Annotated in this window: 16 protein-coding genes; 5 read left to right on the top strand and 11 right to left on the bottom strand. The window is 44.8% G+C overall.

The genetic code is table 11. The features are described from left to right. Positions 1-263 precede the first annotated feature (263 nt). The 5 genes from glnA to tsaC all read left to right on the top strand — a co-directional run bounded on the left by glnA (position 264) and on the right by tsaC (position 5,588). Positions 264-1,670: a glutamate--ammonia ligase gene (gene glnA / locus ACXAH2_RS01560; RefSeq protein ID WP_475076098.1), complete on the top strand. Its 1,407-nt coding sequence runs from the start codon at positions 264-266 to the stop codon at positions 1,668-1,670. A 203-nt stretch (positions 1,671-1,873) separates the two neighbouring features. After that, positions 1,874-2,959 (top strand): nitrogen regulation protein NR(II), encoded by a 1,086-nt coding sequence (gene glnL / locus ACXAH2_RS01555; protein ID WP_475076096.1) that lies wholly within the window; start codon positions 1,874-1,876, stop codon positions 2,957-2,959. Further along, a complete protein-coding gene (gene ntrC / locus ACXAH2_RS01550) occupies positions 2,956-4,389 on the top strand; it encodes a nitrogen regulation protein NR(I) (protein ID WP_475076095.1) in 1,434 nt (477 codons plus the stop codon). Before glnL ends, ntrC begins: the two co-directional genes overlap by 4 nt. 145 nt (positions 4,390-4,534) lie before the next feature. After that, positions 4,535-4,915 carry a DUF3461 family protein gene (locus ACXAH2_RS01545; RefSeq protein ID WP_475076093.1) on the top strand — a complete coding sequence of 127 codons (381 nt, stop codon included), beginning with the start codon at positions 4,535-4,537 and terminating at the stop codon, positions 4,913-4,915. 115 nt (positions 4,916-5,030) lie between these two features. Next, on the top strand, positions 5,031-5,588 hold the full coding sequence (gene tsaC, locus ACXAH2_RS01540; RefSeq protein WP_475076092.1) for an L-threonylcarbamoyladenylate synthase type 1 TsaC: 558 nt from the start codon (positions 5,031-5,033) through the stop codon (positions 5,586-5,588). Between the two features lie 124 nt (positions 5,589-5,712). Here the strand turns inward: tsaC and ACXAH2_RS01535 are convergent, their stop codons facing one another. The 11 genes from ACXAH2_RS01535 to ACXAH2_RS01485 form a co-directional block, all read right to left on the bottom strand. Then, positions 5,713-6,426, bottom strand: coding sequence for an ABC transporter ATP-binding protein (locus tag ACXAH2_RS01535; protein WP_475076090.1), 714 nt, complete (start codon positions 6,424-6,426; stop codon positions 5,713-5,715). Beyond that, entirely contained in the window at positions 6,423-7,304 is an 882-nt protein-coding gene (locus tag ACXAH2_RS01530) for an ABC transporter ATP-binding protein (RefSeq protein WP_475076089.1), read from the bottom strand. The genes ACXAH2_RS01535 and ACXAH2_RS01530 overlap by 4 nt, the downstream gene beginning before the upstream one ends. Then, the gene (gene livM, locus ACXAH2_RS01525; RefSeq protein WP_475076087.1) at positions 7,301-8,581 is read right to left on the bottom strand and encodes a high-affinity branched-chain amino acid ABC transporter permease LivM; all 1,281 of its coding nucleotides are present in this window, start codon (positions 8,579-8,581) and stop codon (positions 7,301-7,303) included. The genes ACXAH2_RS01530 and livM overlap by 4 nt, the downstream gene beginning before the upstream one ends. Beyond that, entirely contained in the window at positions 8,581-9,492 is a 912-nt protein-coding gene (locus tag ACXAH2_RS01520; RefSeq protein WP_475076086.1) for an ABC transporter permease subunit, read from the bottom strand. Before ACXAH2_RS01520 ends, livM begins: the two co-directional genes overlap by 1 nt. Positions 9,493-9,571: 79 nt before the next feature. Beyond that, positions 9,572-10,687 carry a branched-chain amino acid ABC transporter substrate-binding protein gene (locus ACXAH2_RS01515; protein ID WP_475076084.1) on the bottom strand — a complete coding sequence of 372 codons (1,116 nt, stop codon included), beginning with the start codon at positions 10,685-10,687 and terminating at the stop codon, positions 9,572-9,574. Positions 10,688-11,130: 443 nt separating this feature from the next. Further along, complete coding sequence (locus ACXAH2_RS01510; protein WP_475076083.1) at positions 11,131-12,294, bottom strand: divergent polysaccharide deacetylase family protein; 1,164 nt, start codon at positions 12,292-12,294, stop codon at positions 11,131-11,133. Positions 12,295-12,308: 14 nt separating this feature from the next. Continuing rightward, positions 12,309-13,580 (bottom strand): S41 family peptidase, encoded by a 1,272-nt coding sequence (locus tag ACXAH2_RS01505; protein WP_475076082.1) that lies wholly within the window; start codon positions 13,578-13,580, stop codon positions 12,309-12,311. A gap of 21 nt (positions 13,581-13,601) precedes the next feature. Beyond that, the gene (locus ACXAH2_RS01500) at positions 13,602-14,735 is read right to left on the bottom strand and encodes a murein hydrolase activator EnvC family protein (protein ID WP_475076080.1); all 1,134 of its coding nucleotides are present in this window, start codon (positions 14,733-14,735) and stop codon (positions 13,602-13,604) included. Between the two features lie 7 nt (positions 14,736-14,742). Beyond that, positions 14,743-16,269, bottom strand: a complete 1,527-nt coding sequence (gpmI, locus tag ACXAH2_RS01495; RefSeq protein ID WP_475076078.1) for a 2,3-bisphosphoglycerate-independent phosphoglycerate mutase — start codon at positions 16,267-16,269, stop codon at positions 14,743-14,745. A gap of 91 nt (positions 16,270-16,360) precedes the next feature. Continuing rightward, positions 16,361-17,269, bottom strand: a complete 909-nt coding sequence (locus ACXAH2_RS01490) for a LysR substrate-binding domain-containing protein (RefSeq protein WP_475076076.1) — start codon at positions 17,267-17,269, stop codon at positions 16,361-16,363. 144 nt (positions 17,270-17,413) lie between these two features. Next, positions 17,414-18,685 (bottom strand): NAD(P)/FAD-dependent oxidoreductase, encoded by a 1,272-nt coding sequence (locus ACXAH2_RS01485; protein ID WP_475076075.1) that lies wholly within the window; start codon positions 18,683-18,685, stop codon positions 17,414-17,416. Positions 18,686-18,742 lie beyond the last annotated feature (57 nt).

The raw sequence follows: 18,742 nt of genomic DNA, 5'->3' as shown, positions 1-18,742 counted from the left end.
ATTTAATATTTGCACCAAAATAAAACGAAAGAAAAAATATAGATCAAATTTGGTGCGTTTTGTTGTTTTTGTGTGTTTTTATGGGTCACACTTCTGTGCATATTTTTTATACAGATTATTTATCTTTATGTTTTTTATGGCTTTTTTTGACCGCACAAACTTCTGGCATAGGTTGTGCTTTATATTGGAGAAATTGTGCTTTGCTTTGAAGCACTATCAAACGAAAAGCTATGAAAGCTTTAAACTACGACTGGAGAAAAACTATGTCAAACAAGACCCTTGCCTTGATCGCCGAGCATGACGCGAAGTGGGTTGACCTTCGTTTTACTGACTTTAAAGGTAAAGAGCAACACGTATCTATTCCAGCATCTTCTGTAGATGAAGAGTTTTTTGAAAATGGTCAGATGTTTGATGGTTCTTCCATCGCTGGCTGGAAAGGCATTAACGAATCAGACATGATCATGATGCCACAAGATGATACCGCTTTGATTGATCCTTTCACTGAAGAGCCAACCGTTATCATCCGCTGTAACATCATCGAGCCTTCTACAATGCAGGGTTACGACCGCGATCCTCGTTCTGTTGCCCTACGTGCAGAAGAATACCTAAAATCGACTGGTTTGGGTGATACCGCTTTCTTCGGCCCTGAGCCAGAATTCTTTGTCTTTGATGATGTTCGCTGGAAAGCAGACATGTCTGGTTGTTCTGTTGAAATCAACGCTGAAGAAGCCGCTTGGTCATCTGGCAAAAAAATTGAAGGTGGCAACATGGGTCACCGTCCTCGCGTTAAAGGCGGTTACTTCCCAGTACCACCAGTTGATTCGCATCACGACCTACGCTCTGCAATGTGTGGTGCAATGGAAACAATGGGCCTTGAAGTGGAAGTTCATCACCACGAAGTAGCGACAGCGGGTCAGAACGAAATCGGTGTTAAATTCAATACCCTAGTGAAAAAAGCCGACGAAGTACAAGTATTGAAATACTGCGTACACAACGTCGCTCACGCTTTCGGTAAAACAGCGACTTTCATGCCTAAACCAATCGTAGGTGATAATGGTTCTGGTATGCACGTGCACCAATCTTTCTGGAAAGACGGTGTAAACCAATTCTCTGGTGATCAGTACGCTGGTCTATCTGAAACAGCTTTGTTCTACATTGGTGGTATCATCAAGCACGCTAAAGCAATCAACGCCTTCGCGAACGCTTCTACCAACTCATACAAGCGTCTTGTTCCAGGTTTCGAAGCGCCTGTAATGTTGGCTTACTCAGCTCGTAACCGTTCTGCTTCTATCCGTATTCCATATGTTGCCAGCCCGAAAGCAAAACGTATCGAAGCACGTTTCCCTGATCCAACCGCTAACCCATACCTAGCTTTCGCAGCTATGTTGATGGCTGGCCTTGACGGTATCAAAAACAAAATTCACCCTGGCGATGCTGCTGACAAAGATCTTTACGATCTTCCTGCTGAAGAAGCTGCTGCCATCCCAACGGTTGCTGGTAGCCTAGAAGAAGCCCTTCAGTGCCTATCTGATGACCGCGCTTTCCTAACAGAAGGTGGCGTATTCTCTGATGAGATGATCGACGCTTACATCGATCTTAAGTCTGAAGAAGTTGAGCGTGTAAACATGACCACTCACCCAGTAGAGTTCGATCTTTACTACAGTGTTTAAGTCATACTAAACATCAAAAAGCCCCGACACAGTTTCGGGGCTTTTTTTTTGCACTAAAAAAAACAACTCTTATTGAGTGCGCTATAATGGTGCAAAACACCTTTCGTAAAAAAATGAGACTCTTGAAAAACAAGCGCTTTTAATTTGCCCAATGTTGGTTCGTTTTTTGCAGTTAGTTAAACGTCAGAAGAGAGGCGAATGCAGTGTACAACCTACTTATAGATCACTTATCAACTGCCGTTGTTGAGCTTAACAATGCACTAGAAATCGAATATCTAAATCCAGCAGCAGAAATGCTGTTGGCAGTCAGTCGTCGTCGCATTTATGGCAATGATTTAAGTGCCGCATTCCGCGAAGTTGAAGAGAGCATTGAAGCGCTTCATTCCGCTATTGAGTCCGGCCATCCTTATACCAAACGTGAAGCGGAAATTGAGTGCAGCAATGGCAAAAAGCTCTTCTGCGACTATACTGTGACTCCGGTGATGGGTTCTTCAAACTTTACCGAAAGTCTGATTATTGAACTCTATCCAAGAGATCGAATGAAGCGTATTTCCAAAGAAGATGAAATCATTGCCAATCACGAAAGCAGCAAAGAGTTGGTGCGAGGTTTGGCCCATGAAATTAAAAACCCATTAGGTGGCATACGCGGCGCTGCTCAGCTGATTAGTCGTGCCTTTAGCGATGAAGCTTTAAAAGATTACACTCAAGTTATTATTGAAGAATCCGACCGCCTTCGGGATTTAGTTGATAGATTACTAGGGCCACGTCAATTGCCCAAAAATAAGGCACTGAATATTCACAAAGTCATTGAACGTGTTCGCCAATTGATTTCCGTCGAAACCGACAATCAAATTCATCTCATTCGCGACTACGACCCGAGTATTCCCGATCTGATTGGTGATGAATCACAACTTATTCAAGCATTACTTAATATTACCCGAAATGCCATGCAAGCACTGATGGCAGATGATAATAATCAAGACAAGACCATTCACATTGTCACACGTACACTTCGTCAATTTACCATTGGTTCAAAGCGTCACCGCTTAGTCTGTAAAATCAGCATAGTGGATAATGGCCCAGGAATTCCCGAGAACATCTTAAACACCCTATTTTATCCTATGGTCAGCGGCCGTGCCGATGGCACTGGACTTGGCCTTTCTATTGCACAATCTGTTATTAACCAACATCAAGGCATAGTGGAATGTAACAGTGAGCCAAAACACACAGAATTCAATATTTTGATTCCCATTGAGACGACAGTCCTAGAACAGGAGAAAGCGTTATGACAACTGAAGAAACCGTATGGATTGTTGACGATGACCGTTCCATTCGCTGGGTTCTAGAAAAAACCTTAGAACAAGAAGGCATTCAGTGTCGCTTGTTTGATTCCGCTGAAAACCTAGTACACATGATAGATAAAGAGCAACCTAACGCCATTATCAGTGATATCCGCATGCCAGGTATGGACGGTTTAAAATTATTAGAAAAATTGCAAAACGACTACCCTTATTTGCCTGTCATCATTATGACCGCCCATTCCGACTTGGAGAGTGCGGTGGCTTCTTATCAGGGTGGTGCTTTTGAATACCTGCCTAAGCCTTTTGATGTCGAAGAAGCGGTAAGCTTAGTGAAGCGCGCCATGCTTCACCATAAAAATGCCATGCCAAGTACGGACGACATGGAACAAGAAGTGGAACCGCAAGTCGACAAAGAAATCATAGGTGAAGCCCCTGCCATGCAGGAAGTATTTCGTGCTATTGGTCGCCTAGCTAACTCTAACATTACCGTGCTCATTAATGGTGAATCTGGAACAGGAAAAGAACTCGTCGCACAAGCGTTACATACGCACAGTCCACGCGCGGCAAACCCTTTCATTGCCCTCAATATGGCAGCCATTCCACACGACTTAATCGAATCCGAGTTATTTGGTCATGAAAAAGGCGCCTTTACGGGTGCGAATACGCAACGCCGTGGTCGTTTTGAACAGGCGAACGGTGGTACGCTTTTTCTAGACGAGATTGGAGATATGCCAGCGGAAACACAAACTCGTCTATTACGTGTGTTAGCCGATGGTGAATTTTATCGTGTTGGTGGTCATACTCCCGTAAAAGTTGACGTACGCATCATAGCGGCAACCCACCAAGATTTGGAAAGTCTGGTGCAAAAAGGTTCATTCCGTGAAGATTTATTTCACCGTTTGAACGTCATTCGCATCCATTTACCCAAGCTATCTGAACGTCGTGAAGACATTCCAAAACTAGCGCGTCATTTCTTAAATCGTGCTGCCGAAGAATTGTCTGTAGAACCCAAACAACTGACTAAAGAAACGGAAAACTACTTAACTCAGTTAGACTGGCCGGGTAACGTACGTCAGTTAGAAAACACCTGCCGTTGGCTAATAGTCATGGCTTCTGGCCGTGAAGTATTGGTAGAGGATTTACCACCCGAGTTATTAACCGCAGTGCCAAATGAACAACCTTTCTCATCTTGGGAAGAAGCGTTAAAAAACTGGGTAGACAGTACGCTTGCAACGGGCCAAAAAGGCATTCTCGATCAAGCTGTGCCCAAGTTTGAGCGCATCATGATTGAAACCGCTTTAGCCCACACAGGTGGTCGCCGGCGCGATGCTTCTTTGCTACTCGGTTGGGGGCGTAACACCCTGACACGCAAAATAAAAGAGCTCAATATCGATCACGCAGAACAAGACGAAGAATAAACCATCAAGCTTGTCGCAAAAACTGCCAGTTACATCAAGGTAACTGGCATCTTCTGTTTATCTGGGTATTTTTGACTTGCTTTTCCTGCGTCAATCCCCTACTAATTACGGATGAGATTCGAACACTAATAAAGGGAACAGACTTATGTATCCAACTCTTCAGTCAATGGGCGTTACCAGTATTCAAGACATTGAAAAATTCACTCTACGCTATGAATCTGGCCATGACGTACTGAAAATTTATTACCGTCGCGAAAAAGGATCTTTACTGCCAAAGAGTAAGAAATTCAAGTTCGGTCGTTCCACTAAAACAGTATTGGCTGATGGCGGGCAACAAACCTATCGTCAAGTACAAGAACCTTCATTGGTTGTATTAAGAGCCATGGAGGAACTAGAACAAATCGTCGGCAAACAACATCAAAGCAAAGCAACCAAAGAAGATCTGATCAAAGAACTTGAACACTTAGAAAAAGTCGTCAATAGCAAGATCAGCGAAATCAAAGAAAAAATCGACGCTATGTCATAATATCTGGCCTGTTGGCTGACGCCCTCGCGTTGGCCAACACTGGTTCCTTACCATTTTTCTCGCTACAATTGCCGGCCTATTTTTTGTTCAACCCTATATGTTATTTTGGCCTGCTATGAAACTCATTACCTCTGCACACGAACTTGCCAGTATTTTGCGCAACGGCGGTGTTATTGCCTACCCAACGGAAGCGGTTTGGGGACTAGGTTGTGACCCGTTCAATGAAGTGGCGGTAAAGCGAATTTTGACACTCAAGTCTCGCCCAGAAGCCAAAGGGCTTATCCTAATTACCGGTCAAGCGGAGCATCTACAAGCATGGGCAGATACTTTACCCACAGAGGCTGCCCAACGTTTACTCAACAAAACCGAGCGCCCTACTTCCTGGGTGGTGCCGGATACTGACATCACACCAAGTTGGGTACGAGGAGAACATGCCAGCGTTGCCATTCGTCTTAGCCAACATCCACCAGTTCAGACATTATCTCAGGTATTTGGTGGTGTCATTGTGTCCACTTCTGCAAACCCTGCGGGCCTTGATCCTGCCCTAAGCGCAGAGCAAGTAATGAACTACTTTGGTGATCAACTTGACGGCATTTATCAAGCGCCACTGGGCGCAGCAGCCCAACCTTCTCAAGTAAAAGACATACTAACAGGAAAACTGTTTCGCGCTTGATAACAACATAAGATTTTAATATTTCTGTTGAAAAGTCATATACTTATACACATATATAAAAAAACGGCGAGCTGTGAACAACTCGCCGTTTCGCTTTTATCTATCACCTAATTTACTAAGTCGTTTAATGACCACCTAGATATGCATCGCGCACTTCTGGGTTCACTAGTAACTCATCACCAGTGCCCGTCATACGAATTTCACCATTGACCATCACATAGCCACGGTCAGCCAGCTTCAATGCGTGGTTGGCATTTTGCTCTACTAAGAAAATGGTCATGCCTGTGCTAGCTACGTCTTTCAGAATTTCAAAGATCTGTTTAACAATAATAGGCGCCAGACCCAAACTCGGCTCATCCAGCAACAAGAGTTTAGGGCGACTCATTAAAGCACGGGCAATGGCAAGCATTTGCTGCTCACCCCCTGACATGGTAGAAGCTCGCTGATTACGGCGTTCCTCAAGTCGAGGGAAGAGATCAAACATTTTACGCATGTCTTCTTCGGCGTGATCCATGCCAATGGGAATGGTGCCCATTAACAAGTTCTCCTCCACCGTCATACCAGGAAAGATACGACGACCTTCCGGCGATTGCGCCAGACCATGCGACGCTACATAGTGAGCCGATTTCTTAGAAATGTCTTCACCACGATAAACAATCTCGCCCGACGAGATTCTAGGCTGACCAAAGATGGACATAAGTAAGGTCGATTTACCTGCCCCGTTTGCGCCAATCAGAGTCACTATCTCCCCTTCATTGACCGACAAAGAGACTTTTTTTAGAGCTTGAATAGGACCGTAATGAACATCAACCTCTTTAAATTCCATCAAGCTGCTCATAACGTCACCTCTTCACCTTCTTCCGCTCCCAAGTAAGCCGCAATCACTTTTGGATTCGACTTAATGTCATCGGGACCGCCTTTTGCAATTACCTCACCATGGTCCAACACCACAATGTAATCAGAGATATTCATGACCATGCCCATATCATGCTCAATGAGCAATACTGTGGTATTGTGCTCATCACGCAAAACTCGGATCATCTTGGTCAAGGCTTCCGTTTCAGAAGGGTTAAGACCGGCCGCAGGCTCATCCAAACAAACAATTTCTGGATTAGTACACATGGCCCGCGCAATTTCTAGACGACGTTGCTGACCGTAAGACAATTCCCCCGCCAAACGGTTAGCAAAATCTTTCAGATCCACCACACCAAGCCAGTAAAAAGCGCGTTCAAGAGCTTCTTCTTCAGACTTTTTAAATGTTTTAGTGTTGAAAATACCAGCTATCAAACTACGGTTAACGCGCATATGCTGGGCAACCAATAGATTCTCAACTACCGACATTTCTTTGAACAAACGTATGTTCTGGAAGGTACGCGACAAGCCTGCACGGTTCACCAAATGCGAACCGCCAAACATCTTGTATTTAAGACGTTTTATAAAGGCAATGGGATTAATAAAGTCTGAACCTTGGAATGGCTCACCCAATACTTGAATTATACTGGTCGTTTTACCACCAGCGTTCAACATTATGCTACCGCCAGTCGCTTTATAGAAACCGGTTAAACAATTAAATACTGTGGTTTTACCGGCACCATTTGGACCAATCAATGCCGAAACTGAGCCACGTTTAATTTCAAAATCAATGTCATTGAGGGCTTTAATACCGCCAAAATGCATGACCAAATTGTCTACTTTTAAGATACTGTCTTGGCTCATTTCACATTCCCCTCACGCTGCTCTACACCAGTACGAGTCATACGTACAAGACCACGAGGTTTCCAAATCATCATTAACACCATTAGCATACCGAAGGCCAATACGCGGTAGTCTGCAAATTCCCTTAACAACTCTGGCGCAACGGTCAAAACAAAAGCAGCAATTACCACACCCAAAGTTGACCCCATACCACCTAACACCACAATCGCCAGAATCAAGGCCGATTCAAAGAAGGTGAAAGAAGAAGGGTTTACAAAACCTTGGTAGGTCGCAAAGAATACCCCTGCCAAACCACCGGTAGAAGCCCCTATCATGAAGGCTGACAATTTTACCAAGACATGGTTTAGACCCAATGAACGACATGCAATTTCGTCTTCACGGAGCGCTTCCCAGGCACGGCCAATTGGCATTTTGGTTAAGCGTTTTTTCACATACAGCACGCCTAACACGACCAGCAGCAAGACCAGATAAATAAAAATATACTTATAACCTGAGCTGTAAGGAATGCCAAAAAATTCATGGAAAGGCACATGACCTTCGCTGGCGCGACGCTTGAATTCCATACCAAAGAAAGTCGGCAATGGAGCATTCATCCCATTAGGTCCTTGGGTCACTTCCGTCCAGTTGGTTAATACCAAACGAATAATCTCACCAAAGCCTAAGGTTACGATGGCTAAGTAGTCACCATGCATACGCAACACAGGGAAACCTAAAATGGCCCCAAATATGGCGGCAATGATGGCGGCAATCGGCAACATAGACCAAAAACCTAAACCCAAATATTCGTAGCCTAACGCCAAGCCATAAGCACCAATGGCGTAAAAGCCCACAAAACCCAAATCCAATAGACCAGCAAGCCCTACCACTATGTTAAGACCCAAGCCCAACAAGACGTAGATAAGGCCCAGAATCACCACGGTTAAGATGTATTTTGAGGCGACAAATGGCACTAACAGCGCCACCACTATGGTCAAAGGAATAATCCAACGCAGCTTAGACTTGTGGTCGGCTGGCAAAACGTGAACACCGTCGTCTTTCGAGACATGCTTATAAAGAAAAGCTGCGCCTTTTGGTGTTTGAAAAAACACAGATGCCAAAAAACGCCCCGCCATCACGACGGCAATAATACCGATAAGACGCTGTGGTTCCGCATTAAAATCATAACCGTCCAGCACAATACCAACGATTGGACCAAACACAATCAGGGCTAATAAACCGGCAATCACGGCATCAATGATGCTTTTTTTGAAATCAATATTCGTCGTTGTTTGGCTCATTACACTTTCTCCACTTCAGGTTTACCCAATAAACCACTTGGGCGGAAGATCAAAATTATCACCAATAAAGAGAAAGAGAACACATCCTTATAATCTGAGCTGATCAAGCCGGCGAATAGAGCTTCCGACAGACCTAAAATGATACCACCTAACATGGCACCTGGAAGTGAACCGATACCGCCTAGCACCGCAGCAGTGAAAGCTTTGATACCGATAATAAAGCCAACATAGAAGTCAAAACCGCCATAATCCAGTGTTACCAAAACACCCGCCAATGCGGCCATGGTGGCACCGATAACAAACACGGTTGAAATAATTTTGTCGGTATCGATACCCAAAATCGACGCCATTTTAGGATCTTGTTGCGTCGCGCGACACATACGGCCTAATTTGGTTTTTTGGATGATGTAAGTCAGTACACCCATACCTATAAAGGAGGCACAGAGTATAAACAGCTTCATATAGGTCAGCTGCACAAAGCCATCGCCTACGTCAAAACGAATAGCACCGGATAACAAAGTGGACACACCTTGTTGTTTTGCACCTTGGCTTAACTGTACATAGTTCTGCAAAATCAGGGACATGCCAATGGCGGAAATCAAAATAGACAAACGACTGGAGCCGCGCAAAGGACGATACGCCACGCGTTCAATTACCCAACCGTAAACACCTGTCACAAAAATAGTGAAAATGAGAGTACCTAGAATAACAACAGGAAAAGACTCAATACCGAAGAAAGAAAGTAAAGCAATCGCAATTGCCGTGATGTAAGCGGACACCATGTACACATCGCCATGAGCGAAGTTGATCATACCAATGATCCCGTAAACCATGGTGTACCCAATTGCAATTAGCCCGTAAACAGAGCCAAGGGAAAGCCCATTGACCAGCTGCTGGAGAATGATATCCATCAAAAACCTCTTGGGAACATAAACAGAAAGGCACATGGACTGGCGATGTTAGCCAGCCCATGATTTTTAGAAAGTGACATTACATGTCTAGCATGCTGTATTTGCCTTTGTCGTCCCACTCGTACATTACGTAGTCAGACACCAACAAATCTCCTTTCTCGTCGAAAGACTTGGTTCCCATTACTGTTTCTACTTTATGACCATGCAACCAGTCAGCCGCTTTGACAGGATCCAAATCAGCCTGTTTAAGCGCTTCTGCTACCACTTGCATCGCCGCGTAAGAATACATTACGTAACCTTCTGGCTCGATGCCGTCGGCACGGAATTTCTCTACAACGTCTTTACCTGCGGCATATGTGGTTGGATCCGCACCAAATGTCATCAATACGCCATCAACGTATTTAGGTGAACCTGCTACCGATACAAATTCATCAGAGACGATACCGTCACCTGAGATAAACACCGCTTTTGAACCTTGTTCACGCAGCTGACGCACTAATGGGCCGGCTTCTGAATGCAAACCACCAAAGTAAACGACATCTGCGTCAACAGAACGAATTTTCGTTACCAAAGCGTTGAAGTCTTTCTCACCACGGGTCAAACCTTCATACAGCACTTCTTTCACGCCGTAACTGTTAAGGGTTTTCTTCATAGCGTCAGCCAAGCCTTTACCATAGGTATCTTTGTCGTGAATCACGGCAACTTTCTTGGCACCCAAAGTATCAACAATGTAGCTCGCAGCTACGTCGCCTTGCTGGTCATCACGGCCACAAACACGGAATACGTTGGGTAAACCACGATCAGTAAAACCAGGGTTCGTTGACGCTGGAGTCACTTGAAGAACACCCGCCTCTTCATAGATATTGGAAGCTGGGATAGAAGAAGATGAACAGAAGTGACCAACCACCGCTATCGCTTCATCAGAGTCCACTAGACGGTTGGCAACAGATACTGCTTGTTTTGGCTCACAAGCATCGTCAGCTTTAACCAATTTAATCATTTCGCCATCGATACCGCCGGCGTCATTAATCGCTTGGGCTGCTGCAGAAGCACCATTCCATAGCTGCGCACCGAAAGCTGCGTAGGCACCCGTATGAGGACCTGCAACACCGATGATAACATCCGCTTGAGCGACCGTTACTGCACCAGCAACAGCAAGAGATACCAATGTTTTTCTAATTACCGCATTTGACATAAGAAAAGCCTCTACTCGTTTTGTGTTTTATCGTTGTTATCCAAAAGCAAGAAGCGTTCCAACCAAAACTAAACCCTAAAATTAGTATTTTGGAAGGAACTTGCACTGAAATTATTCAAGAAATGTGCACTAAAATAAAGCTAAACAATAATATTTGCACATTACTTGGTCAATAGCAGTGCACTGGTAAATCACCAAAAAAACAAATATAAATCCATAAATAAAAGAAAAAATAGCTTAAGCCACTATAAAAATAGAATATTTTAGAGTTTTCTTCTGACAATAGAGATCTGTTGCACCGTTTGGACACAAAGGGCAAGGAGGTTTTTGAAGAGAAAGACTGGGTTCAATAAAAAGAATTTTGAAGCCATTAATAATTTAGTACAAATCGCAAAGAAAAAATTGCAAAAAAATCCGCTTTTATTTCAAAAAACTCTGAAATGTTATTTTTTGGGCAATTTTAATAAAGCGGATAAGGGAACCAGTAAAACGCCATCCTTTTCCAACTGAACCAATCTTTGTTTAAGATAGTCCAATGTTTCTGGGTAGGGGTGACCTATGGCTAAGGCACTGCCATGTCGGCGCGCTAATTTAAGCAAACGGTTAAATTGCTTATCAATGGCTTGATGAGTACGGATATTGTCTAAGAACACATCACGGCGGACGGTTTTTAAACCATGTTGTCTCGCGGTTTGCTCAGCAATACTTTTCGGGCTGGTTAAGCTGTCGATGAAAAACATCGAGCGTTCTTGTAACACTTCCATCACCCATTTCATGGCTTCAGGCTTAGTGGTCAGTAAACTGCCCATGTGATTATTAGCACCTTGGATCCCTGGCAAGCCCTCTAAATCTTTTATCAATACCGCTTTAAGTTCCTGCTCAGACATCTTGGCATACAAGCCCCCAGGCCCTAATTTCAATTCACGCTCATTCTCCATTGGCGCGTGTAATAAGGTAATGCGTGATTGTTGTTGTGCTTCACGTGCGGTTTGTTGCGCGTAAGGCGTTTCAGGTAAGATGGCCAGTGCCACTTCAGTAGGCAATGCCAAAGAACCTTTCATGCCACGACGGTTATAACCTAAGTCATCGATCAAAATGGCTATTTTTGAGGGTCTTGGGTGCTCATCAACCGCCTGCTTACGCAATTGAGAAGCCTGCTCATCAGTAAAAGTATTCAACCAAGGTTGCGGATGGCTCTGCTGATTCAAGATCGTATCCGGTGCTTGCAAAATCGGTGCAACCACTGGCTCCCAAGCTTTTTCTGCATCTACAATAGGTTCAACATCAATAATAGATTTAGGTTCGGCACCAACAACAGGCCCAGCATCATAAATGGGCTTTTGTGTCGGCAAGATGAGAGGAATATCTTGCGCCTTGGGCAACACCGGACCTAACCATTGTGGTGAAATAGGTGCAGCTTGTTCAATCGGTAACGACCAATATTCTGACCAATCCAAATAATCTTCGATCGGCGCTGGAGAAGGCATTACTGAAGCGTTCTCCTCCGTATTGTCACTCCCTTCCACAATTTGAGAAAAGCCTATCGGCAAACTCAATAACAATACAACAAGTGCGTTTGAGCACAAATCAAAAGCATTTTTTTTCACTGGGTACTTCACGACTATTGAATCAGTTTCGGTAGCGTCTTCAAGATAGTAACGGCTTGAAACAATTGAAAATCCGTTTTAGCAAGGTCTGCAATCTCTGTTTCTACATCCGCACTGGTACGTTCTTTGCCGCCAGTGGCATTACCCAGGTGCCCTTTTAATTCAGCTTCTTTTACAAAAAACTGTTCTTCATCAAAGCTCAATTTAGCCTGCGGAATCATCAGATCAGGCTGAATACCTTGTGCCTGAATGGAACGTCCATTTGGTGTAAAATACAAGGCAGTCGTTAATTTCACCGCATCACCATTCGACAAAGGCACTACTGTTTGCACAGAACCTTTACCAAAGGTTTCAGTACCCAAAATGACTGCACGTTTATGATCCTGCAAAGCCCCGGCGACAATTTCAGACGCAGAAGCAGAACCATCGTTCACTAATACCACCACAGCTACTTGCGCCAATAAAGTACTGGCACGATCAGCAACAAACTGACTTTTTGACATGTTATGACGGCCATCTGTATAGACAATCATGCCATCATTAATAAAGGCATTGACCACACCCACCGCACTTTGCAAAACACCGCCCGAATTATTACGTAAATCCAACACCACACCTTGAATGGTACTTTCTGCTTTGAGTGTTTCGATGGCATTCACAAACTCTCTCGACGTATCACTTTGGAACTGACTGATACGAAAATACGCAATCGAATCATCTAACCATTTATAAGTCACACTGTCGTCTTCAACAAGACGACGCGTCAACACAAATTCTTGTATCTCACCGTTACGTTCAATATCTAAAGTCACTAATGAACCAACCTCCCCTCTCATCAGAGTGACGATGTCCTGCATATCCAAATCTGTGATTAGGGTATTATTAATACGCACTATGACATCCCCTGGTAAGATGCCTGCCTCGGCTGCCGCTGAGCCATCAATTGGCGTGACCACAGTAAGACGTTTGTCTTTCATTTCGACTTCAACACCTATGCCGGCATAATTTCCCGATGTGAGTTCGTTGAAATCCGCCAATTCCGTTTTGGTAAAATACTCTGAATGTGGATCTAAAGCCGTGGCCATACCTTTTAAGGCTTTATGGAGAATATCCTCATCAGAGAGCTCTTCCACATAACCTTCACGAATCGTCTCAAAGGCTTCAACAAAAGATTGAATTTGTGCTGTTGGCAAAACTGAGCCATCTTGTGAATCTGCAGCAAGAGAGAAAGGCGTCATGGTCATCAACACGGAGAATGTCAGACCACAACCAAACAATTTGATCATAATTATTCCTATCGAAGAATACTAACCCGCTACCCAAGCTAACGGATTTAAGGGGGCTCCATTGTGGCGAATGGCAAAGAATAAAGCGCTGTCAGGCTGCCCACCCGTACTGCCTGCCATGGCTACAATATCATTGGCCCCTACCCATTCGCCAACTTCTTTTAATAAACTTTGATTGTAGCCATACATAGACATATAACCATCGCCATGATCGAGAATCAGTAAAAAACCGAAACCTCGCATCCAATCAGCAAATACCACTCGTCCTTGTGAAATTGCGTGCACAGGCTCACCTTCTCGTGCCCTTAATGTCACGCCACCCAAATCAATACCTGTGGTGCGTAATTCGGATAACCTAGTGAGTGGTTTAATTAACTTACCTCGTAATGAAGCAAATGGTACTTCTGGATCAGGAATCTGAATGTCGGCCAAGGCTTCTTCCAGTCGCTGCAATAAATCTTTTAGGTTTTGCTGATCTTGTTGAATTTGACGTGCTCGCTGACCACCTTGCGCTAAGTCTTTATCCAACTTAGCTAAGAGGCTGCGACGCTCAGTTTGTTGCGCCAATAAGGCTTGGCGTTGCTGTTTGAGCTCTACTTCTTCTCTGGCTTGCTGAGCCCGGTGACTGCGGATGCTCTTTTCCACTAGATTGAGATCATTCACTTCGGTAATAAAACCGTTGATCAAGGATTGTCGTGCATTAGAAAAGTAACGATTGTATTGCACCAAACGCTGCGAATCTTCGGTGTTATCACCATTTAAAAACAGCTTAATACTTTCTTCTTTGCCTGAACGATAAACCGCCCTTAATTGGGCGGCTATTTGATCGTTCTGCTGTTGAATACTTAATTGCAAAGATTTTTGTTGGATACGCAATTGACTTAATTGCTGTTCGCCTTGTTGCAGACTGTCCTGAATACTTTGAATCTTTTTGAGTAACTCTTGGATGTCTTTTTCTTTGCTTTCCAGCTGTTTTTCAACATCGGAACGTTCTGATTTCACCTCTTTAAGCCAAGTGTTTAGCTTTTTGAGATCTTTTTGCAAAGCCTCAATCTGCTGCTTGGCCTCTTCCGGCGTTTGCGGCTCCCCGACTGCCAAAACCACGCTTGGCAGTAACAGAAGGCAAATAAAACAAGAACGTAATATTCCGATCATGTTATCCTCAAGAACGCGTTAGGATGCTCACACCTGACATCTCTGCAGGTAAATCCATGCCCATCATGTCCAATAAAGTTGGGGCAAGATCACACAAAGCACCATCGTTAAGCGCCAAATGCTTATCTGCAGAGTACAGAACCAATGGCACAGGTCCATTAGTGTGAGACGTCAAAGGTTGTGAACCATCGTCACTCAGCATTTGTTCCACATTACCATGGTCTGCCGTTATCAAACACTGACCACCATTGTGATCTAGAGCTGTCATAATGCGTCCTAAGCAAGCATCCACTGCTTCAACGGCTTTTACCGCCGCATCAAATACACCACTGTGCCCAACCATATCGCCGTTGGCAAAGTTACAAATGATGGTGTCGTACTTGCCCGCTTCAATCACTTCCACCAGCTTGTCCGTCATTTCTGGGGCACTCATTTCAGGCTGTAAATCGTAGGTCGCCACATTGGGAGATGGAATCAATTCACGCTCTTCACCATCAAACAAAGCTTCCTCACCACCATTAAAGAAGAAAGTGACATGAGCGTATTTCTCTGTCTCCGCAATACGCAATTGTTTCTTACCACTGCTGGCCAACACTTCACCCAAAGTATTTTTCAAAGCTTCGGGGGGGAAAGCCACATCAGCGACAATATCAGAAGCGTATTCGGTAAAAGTCACAAAAGCCGACAGTTTAGGTACAACAGCACGTTCAAAACCATCAAAACCCGCATCCGTAAAAGCACGGGTTAGTTGACGCGCACGGTCAGGGCGGAAGTTGGCAAATACCACCGCATCACCGTCTTCCATAGGTACGGCATCACCAATAACCGAGGCTTTGACAAACTCATCGGTTTCATCTCTATCATAAGCGGCTTGAATCGCTTGTTCAGCACTTTGCGCGCCTTCGCCTTGTCCTAACACAATCGCATCATAAGCGGTTTGCACACGCTCCCAACGATTGTCTCGGTCCATGGCGTAATAACGGCCAGTCAGCGTAGCAATTTTGCCCACACCCAATTCGGCCAGTTTTGCTTCCAACTCAGCCACCGGCGTTTTCGCAGACCGAGGTGGTGTATCACGGCCGTCAGTAAAGCCGTGAACATAGACTTTTTGCGCGCCACGCTTCACCGCAAGCTCACACATTGCCATGATTTGTTCATGATGACTGTGCACGCCACCGTCCGAAAGTAAGCCCAAAATATGAACCGCTTTGCCTGCAGCAATGGCTTTATCAACCGCACCCACTAAAGCTGAATTGTCAAAGAATGAACCGTCTTCAATGGCTTTGCCGATGCGAGTAAAGTTTTGATAAACAATCCGGCCTGCCCCTATGTTCATATGGCCAACTTCCGAGTTGCCCATTTGTCCATCAGGTAATCCAACCGCAAGACCAGAGGTTTTGATCAGAGAGTGAGGGTGATTGGCCCAAAGCTTATCCCAATTCGGTGTATTGGCTGCTTCTATGGCATTAGAAGTTGAGGTTTCGCTGTACCCCCAACCATCAAGGATGAAAAGTGCTGTGGTCTTTTTATTCATGGTAATCTATCCCGAAACTTGATCATGATTATTGTTTGATACTATCACAGGCATGTAATTTAATTACAGACTACCTTCTCTATTCAGACCATTAATTTTGCTTATGATCAGCCAAACAAGCCAATAACCAGTCACGAAACACCATGACCTGTTCAAGGTCAGCTTTGTCTATTGGATAAGACAATAAATATTCATGGGGAGTGACCACAGAGCCTCCAAAAGGCGCCCGTAACTCACCACTTGCTAGACTTTTTTGCGCCAAGATACAGGGTAAAATCGCGATACCCATGCTGTTTTTCGCCGCTTCCAACAGCATATGAAAGTGAGCAAAAGAAGCGCCAGCAAAAGAGCCGCTTTCAAGGCCCTGAGCCATCATCCAATCCGGCCATGCATGAATGCGTGAGGAAAGGTGTAAAAATGGGAAATTCACCACATCTTCAACTTGCCAATCCGTTTTATGAGGCATGACTTTCTCTAGCAATTCTGGTGAACATACGGCCACTACCTCTTCGCGCATCAACTGATGAGACACAGCGCGCGGCCAATGATCACCGCCATAATGCAGAATTACATCCACTGCATCGGGATCAATTTTAGCGGCATCATCTAAAGAACGAACTTTGAGTTGAAATTGTGGATGCGTCGCCTGAAACTCGGCTAACAATGGCATCAACCAATAAGACACTAAAGTGGGTAAAGCCGAAATGGTCAGGGTGATTTTTTCATCTTCTCGATGCAGCATACGTAAAGAAGCGTTTTCCATCCTGTCCAGCAAAGGCACCACTTCCCTAAAATAGGCGGCGCCCGTTCCAGTGAGAATCAAGCGTTTATTAAGTCGAATAAAAAGATCCCGCGAGAGAAACTCTTCGAGATTACGAATCTGACGACTTACCGCACTTTGGGTAAGGTGCAACTCTTCAGCTGCTTTGGTAAAACTCAAATGTCTGACCGAGGCTTCAAAACATTTCAAAGCCGTAGAAGAAGGGATATAACGACGCATGCCAAGCGTTACTCATCAATGAAAAACATAAGCCAACAACTGTATCCTATAACGAGGCGTTTCCCAACTGATAAAAGGCAAAAATAGCGTAAAAACGCACCAAAAAGAGGCAAATAAAACTATCATTCCAGCCTTTACCCTGAATCAGCTTAATGCATGAGTTTGTTGACCCAAATGATAGGTCTGCGCACCCAGTTCATAAAACAGCCTTTGGATCTCACGGAAAGGAATGTCTTTCAGAGTAGACGTTGGGACAGATAATTGCTCTCGCTTTCCAACTAGCCAATCAGCAAGCTCAGCCCCCAATACCGTACCAGGTCCAATTCCACGCCCGCTGTAACCCGAGATAGACCAAAGCCCTTGCTCTAATTGCTGGCAATGAGGCAAGTGATCAGCACTGTAAGCAATGTTTCCCGTCCAACAAAACTCCCACTCTACTTTTTCTAGCATTGGAAACATGTCAGTAACACGCTGACTGGCCCAATTTGATAACACCCGCCCCTCAGCTCCCATGCCACCGAAGATCAAACGCCCCGCCTGATCTAAGCGAAACGAACTCATCACGGTACAGGTATCCCATACGCCTTCTTTGTTCGGCAGGATATGAGCCAATTGCGATTCGGTTAATGGCTTGCTCGCGAGTTGAGAATAAGCAATAGGCACAAACTTACCGGCCAAATCCGCAACACCATCCTGACAATAGGCATTGGTTGCCAAAATCACTTTTGCCGCTTGTATCGAACCCTGTTTGGAACTGACTTGCCATCCATTTTGGCTCTTTTCTATAGCGGTCACAGGGGAACCGTCATAGATACTCGCGCCTTCTTGCAACGCGGCACGCGCCAAACCTCGAACATAAGCCAAAGGCTGGATAGTGCCCGCTCTTGGATCAAACAAAGCAGCATTAAATTTGTCTGATCCGATACGTTGTTGCGCCTCTTGTTCACTTAGCAAAGACACAGGAGCACCGCGCGCTTGCATCTGTTGGCAACGACGCTGCAATTGAGCCAAGCCCGACTTTCCTACCGAGGCGTGCAACGTACCATGACGTGTTGCTTCACACGCTATGTCATATTCCGCAATTAACTGGAAAACATAATCTGGAGCCACAGCAAGTGCATCATACATGCGCCTGCCCGCGGCCTTACCAAGGGTTTTATCCAATAACTTCGGCTCCAACCAAACGCCTGCATTCACCAAACCGACGTTACGGCCAGAACCGCCAAAGCCAATTTCATTGGCCTCTAAAACGGAAACGGATACACCTTGTTTGGCCAGATGAAGTGCCGTCGAAAGACCGGTGAAACCACCACCGACAATCACTACTTCAACCTGATGCTCACCTTCTAAGTAAGATAAAGTAGGTATTGCAGGTGCGCTATCACGCCACAATGATCGACAAGGAGATTGCGTCATTTCTCTTCACCTCACAACCAAAGAATTACGATCCTAGTACAAGCCAGCTTGGACAGC

The organism is Marinomonas sp. ABL3_031, from assembly GCF_056161265.1.
The sequence above is the reverse complement of the archived record's forward strand: the minus strand, read 5'-3'. Positions and strand labels throughout refer to the sequence as shown.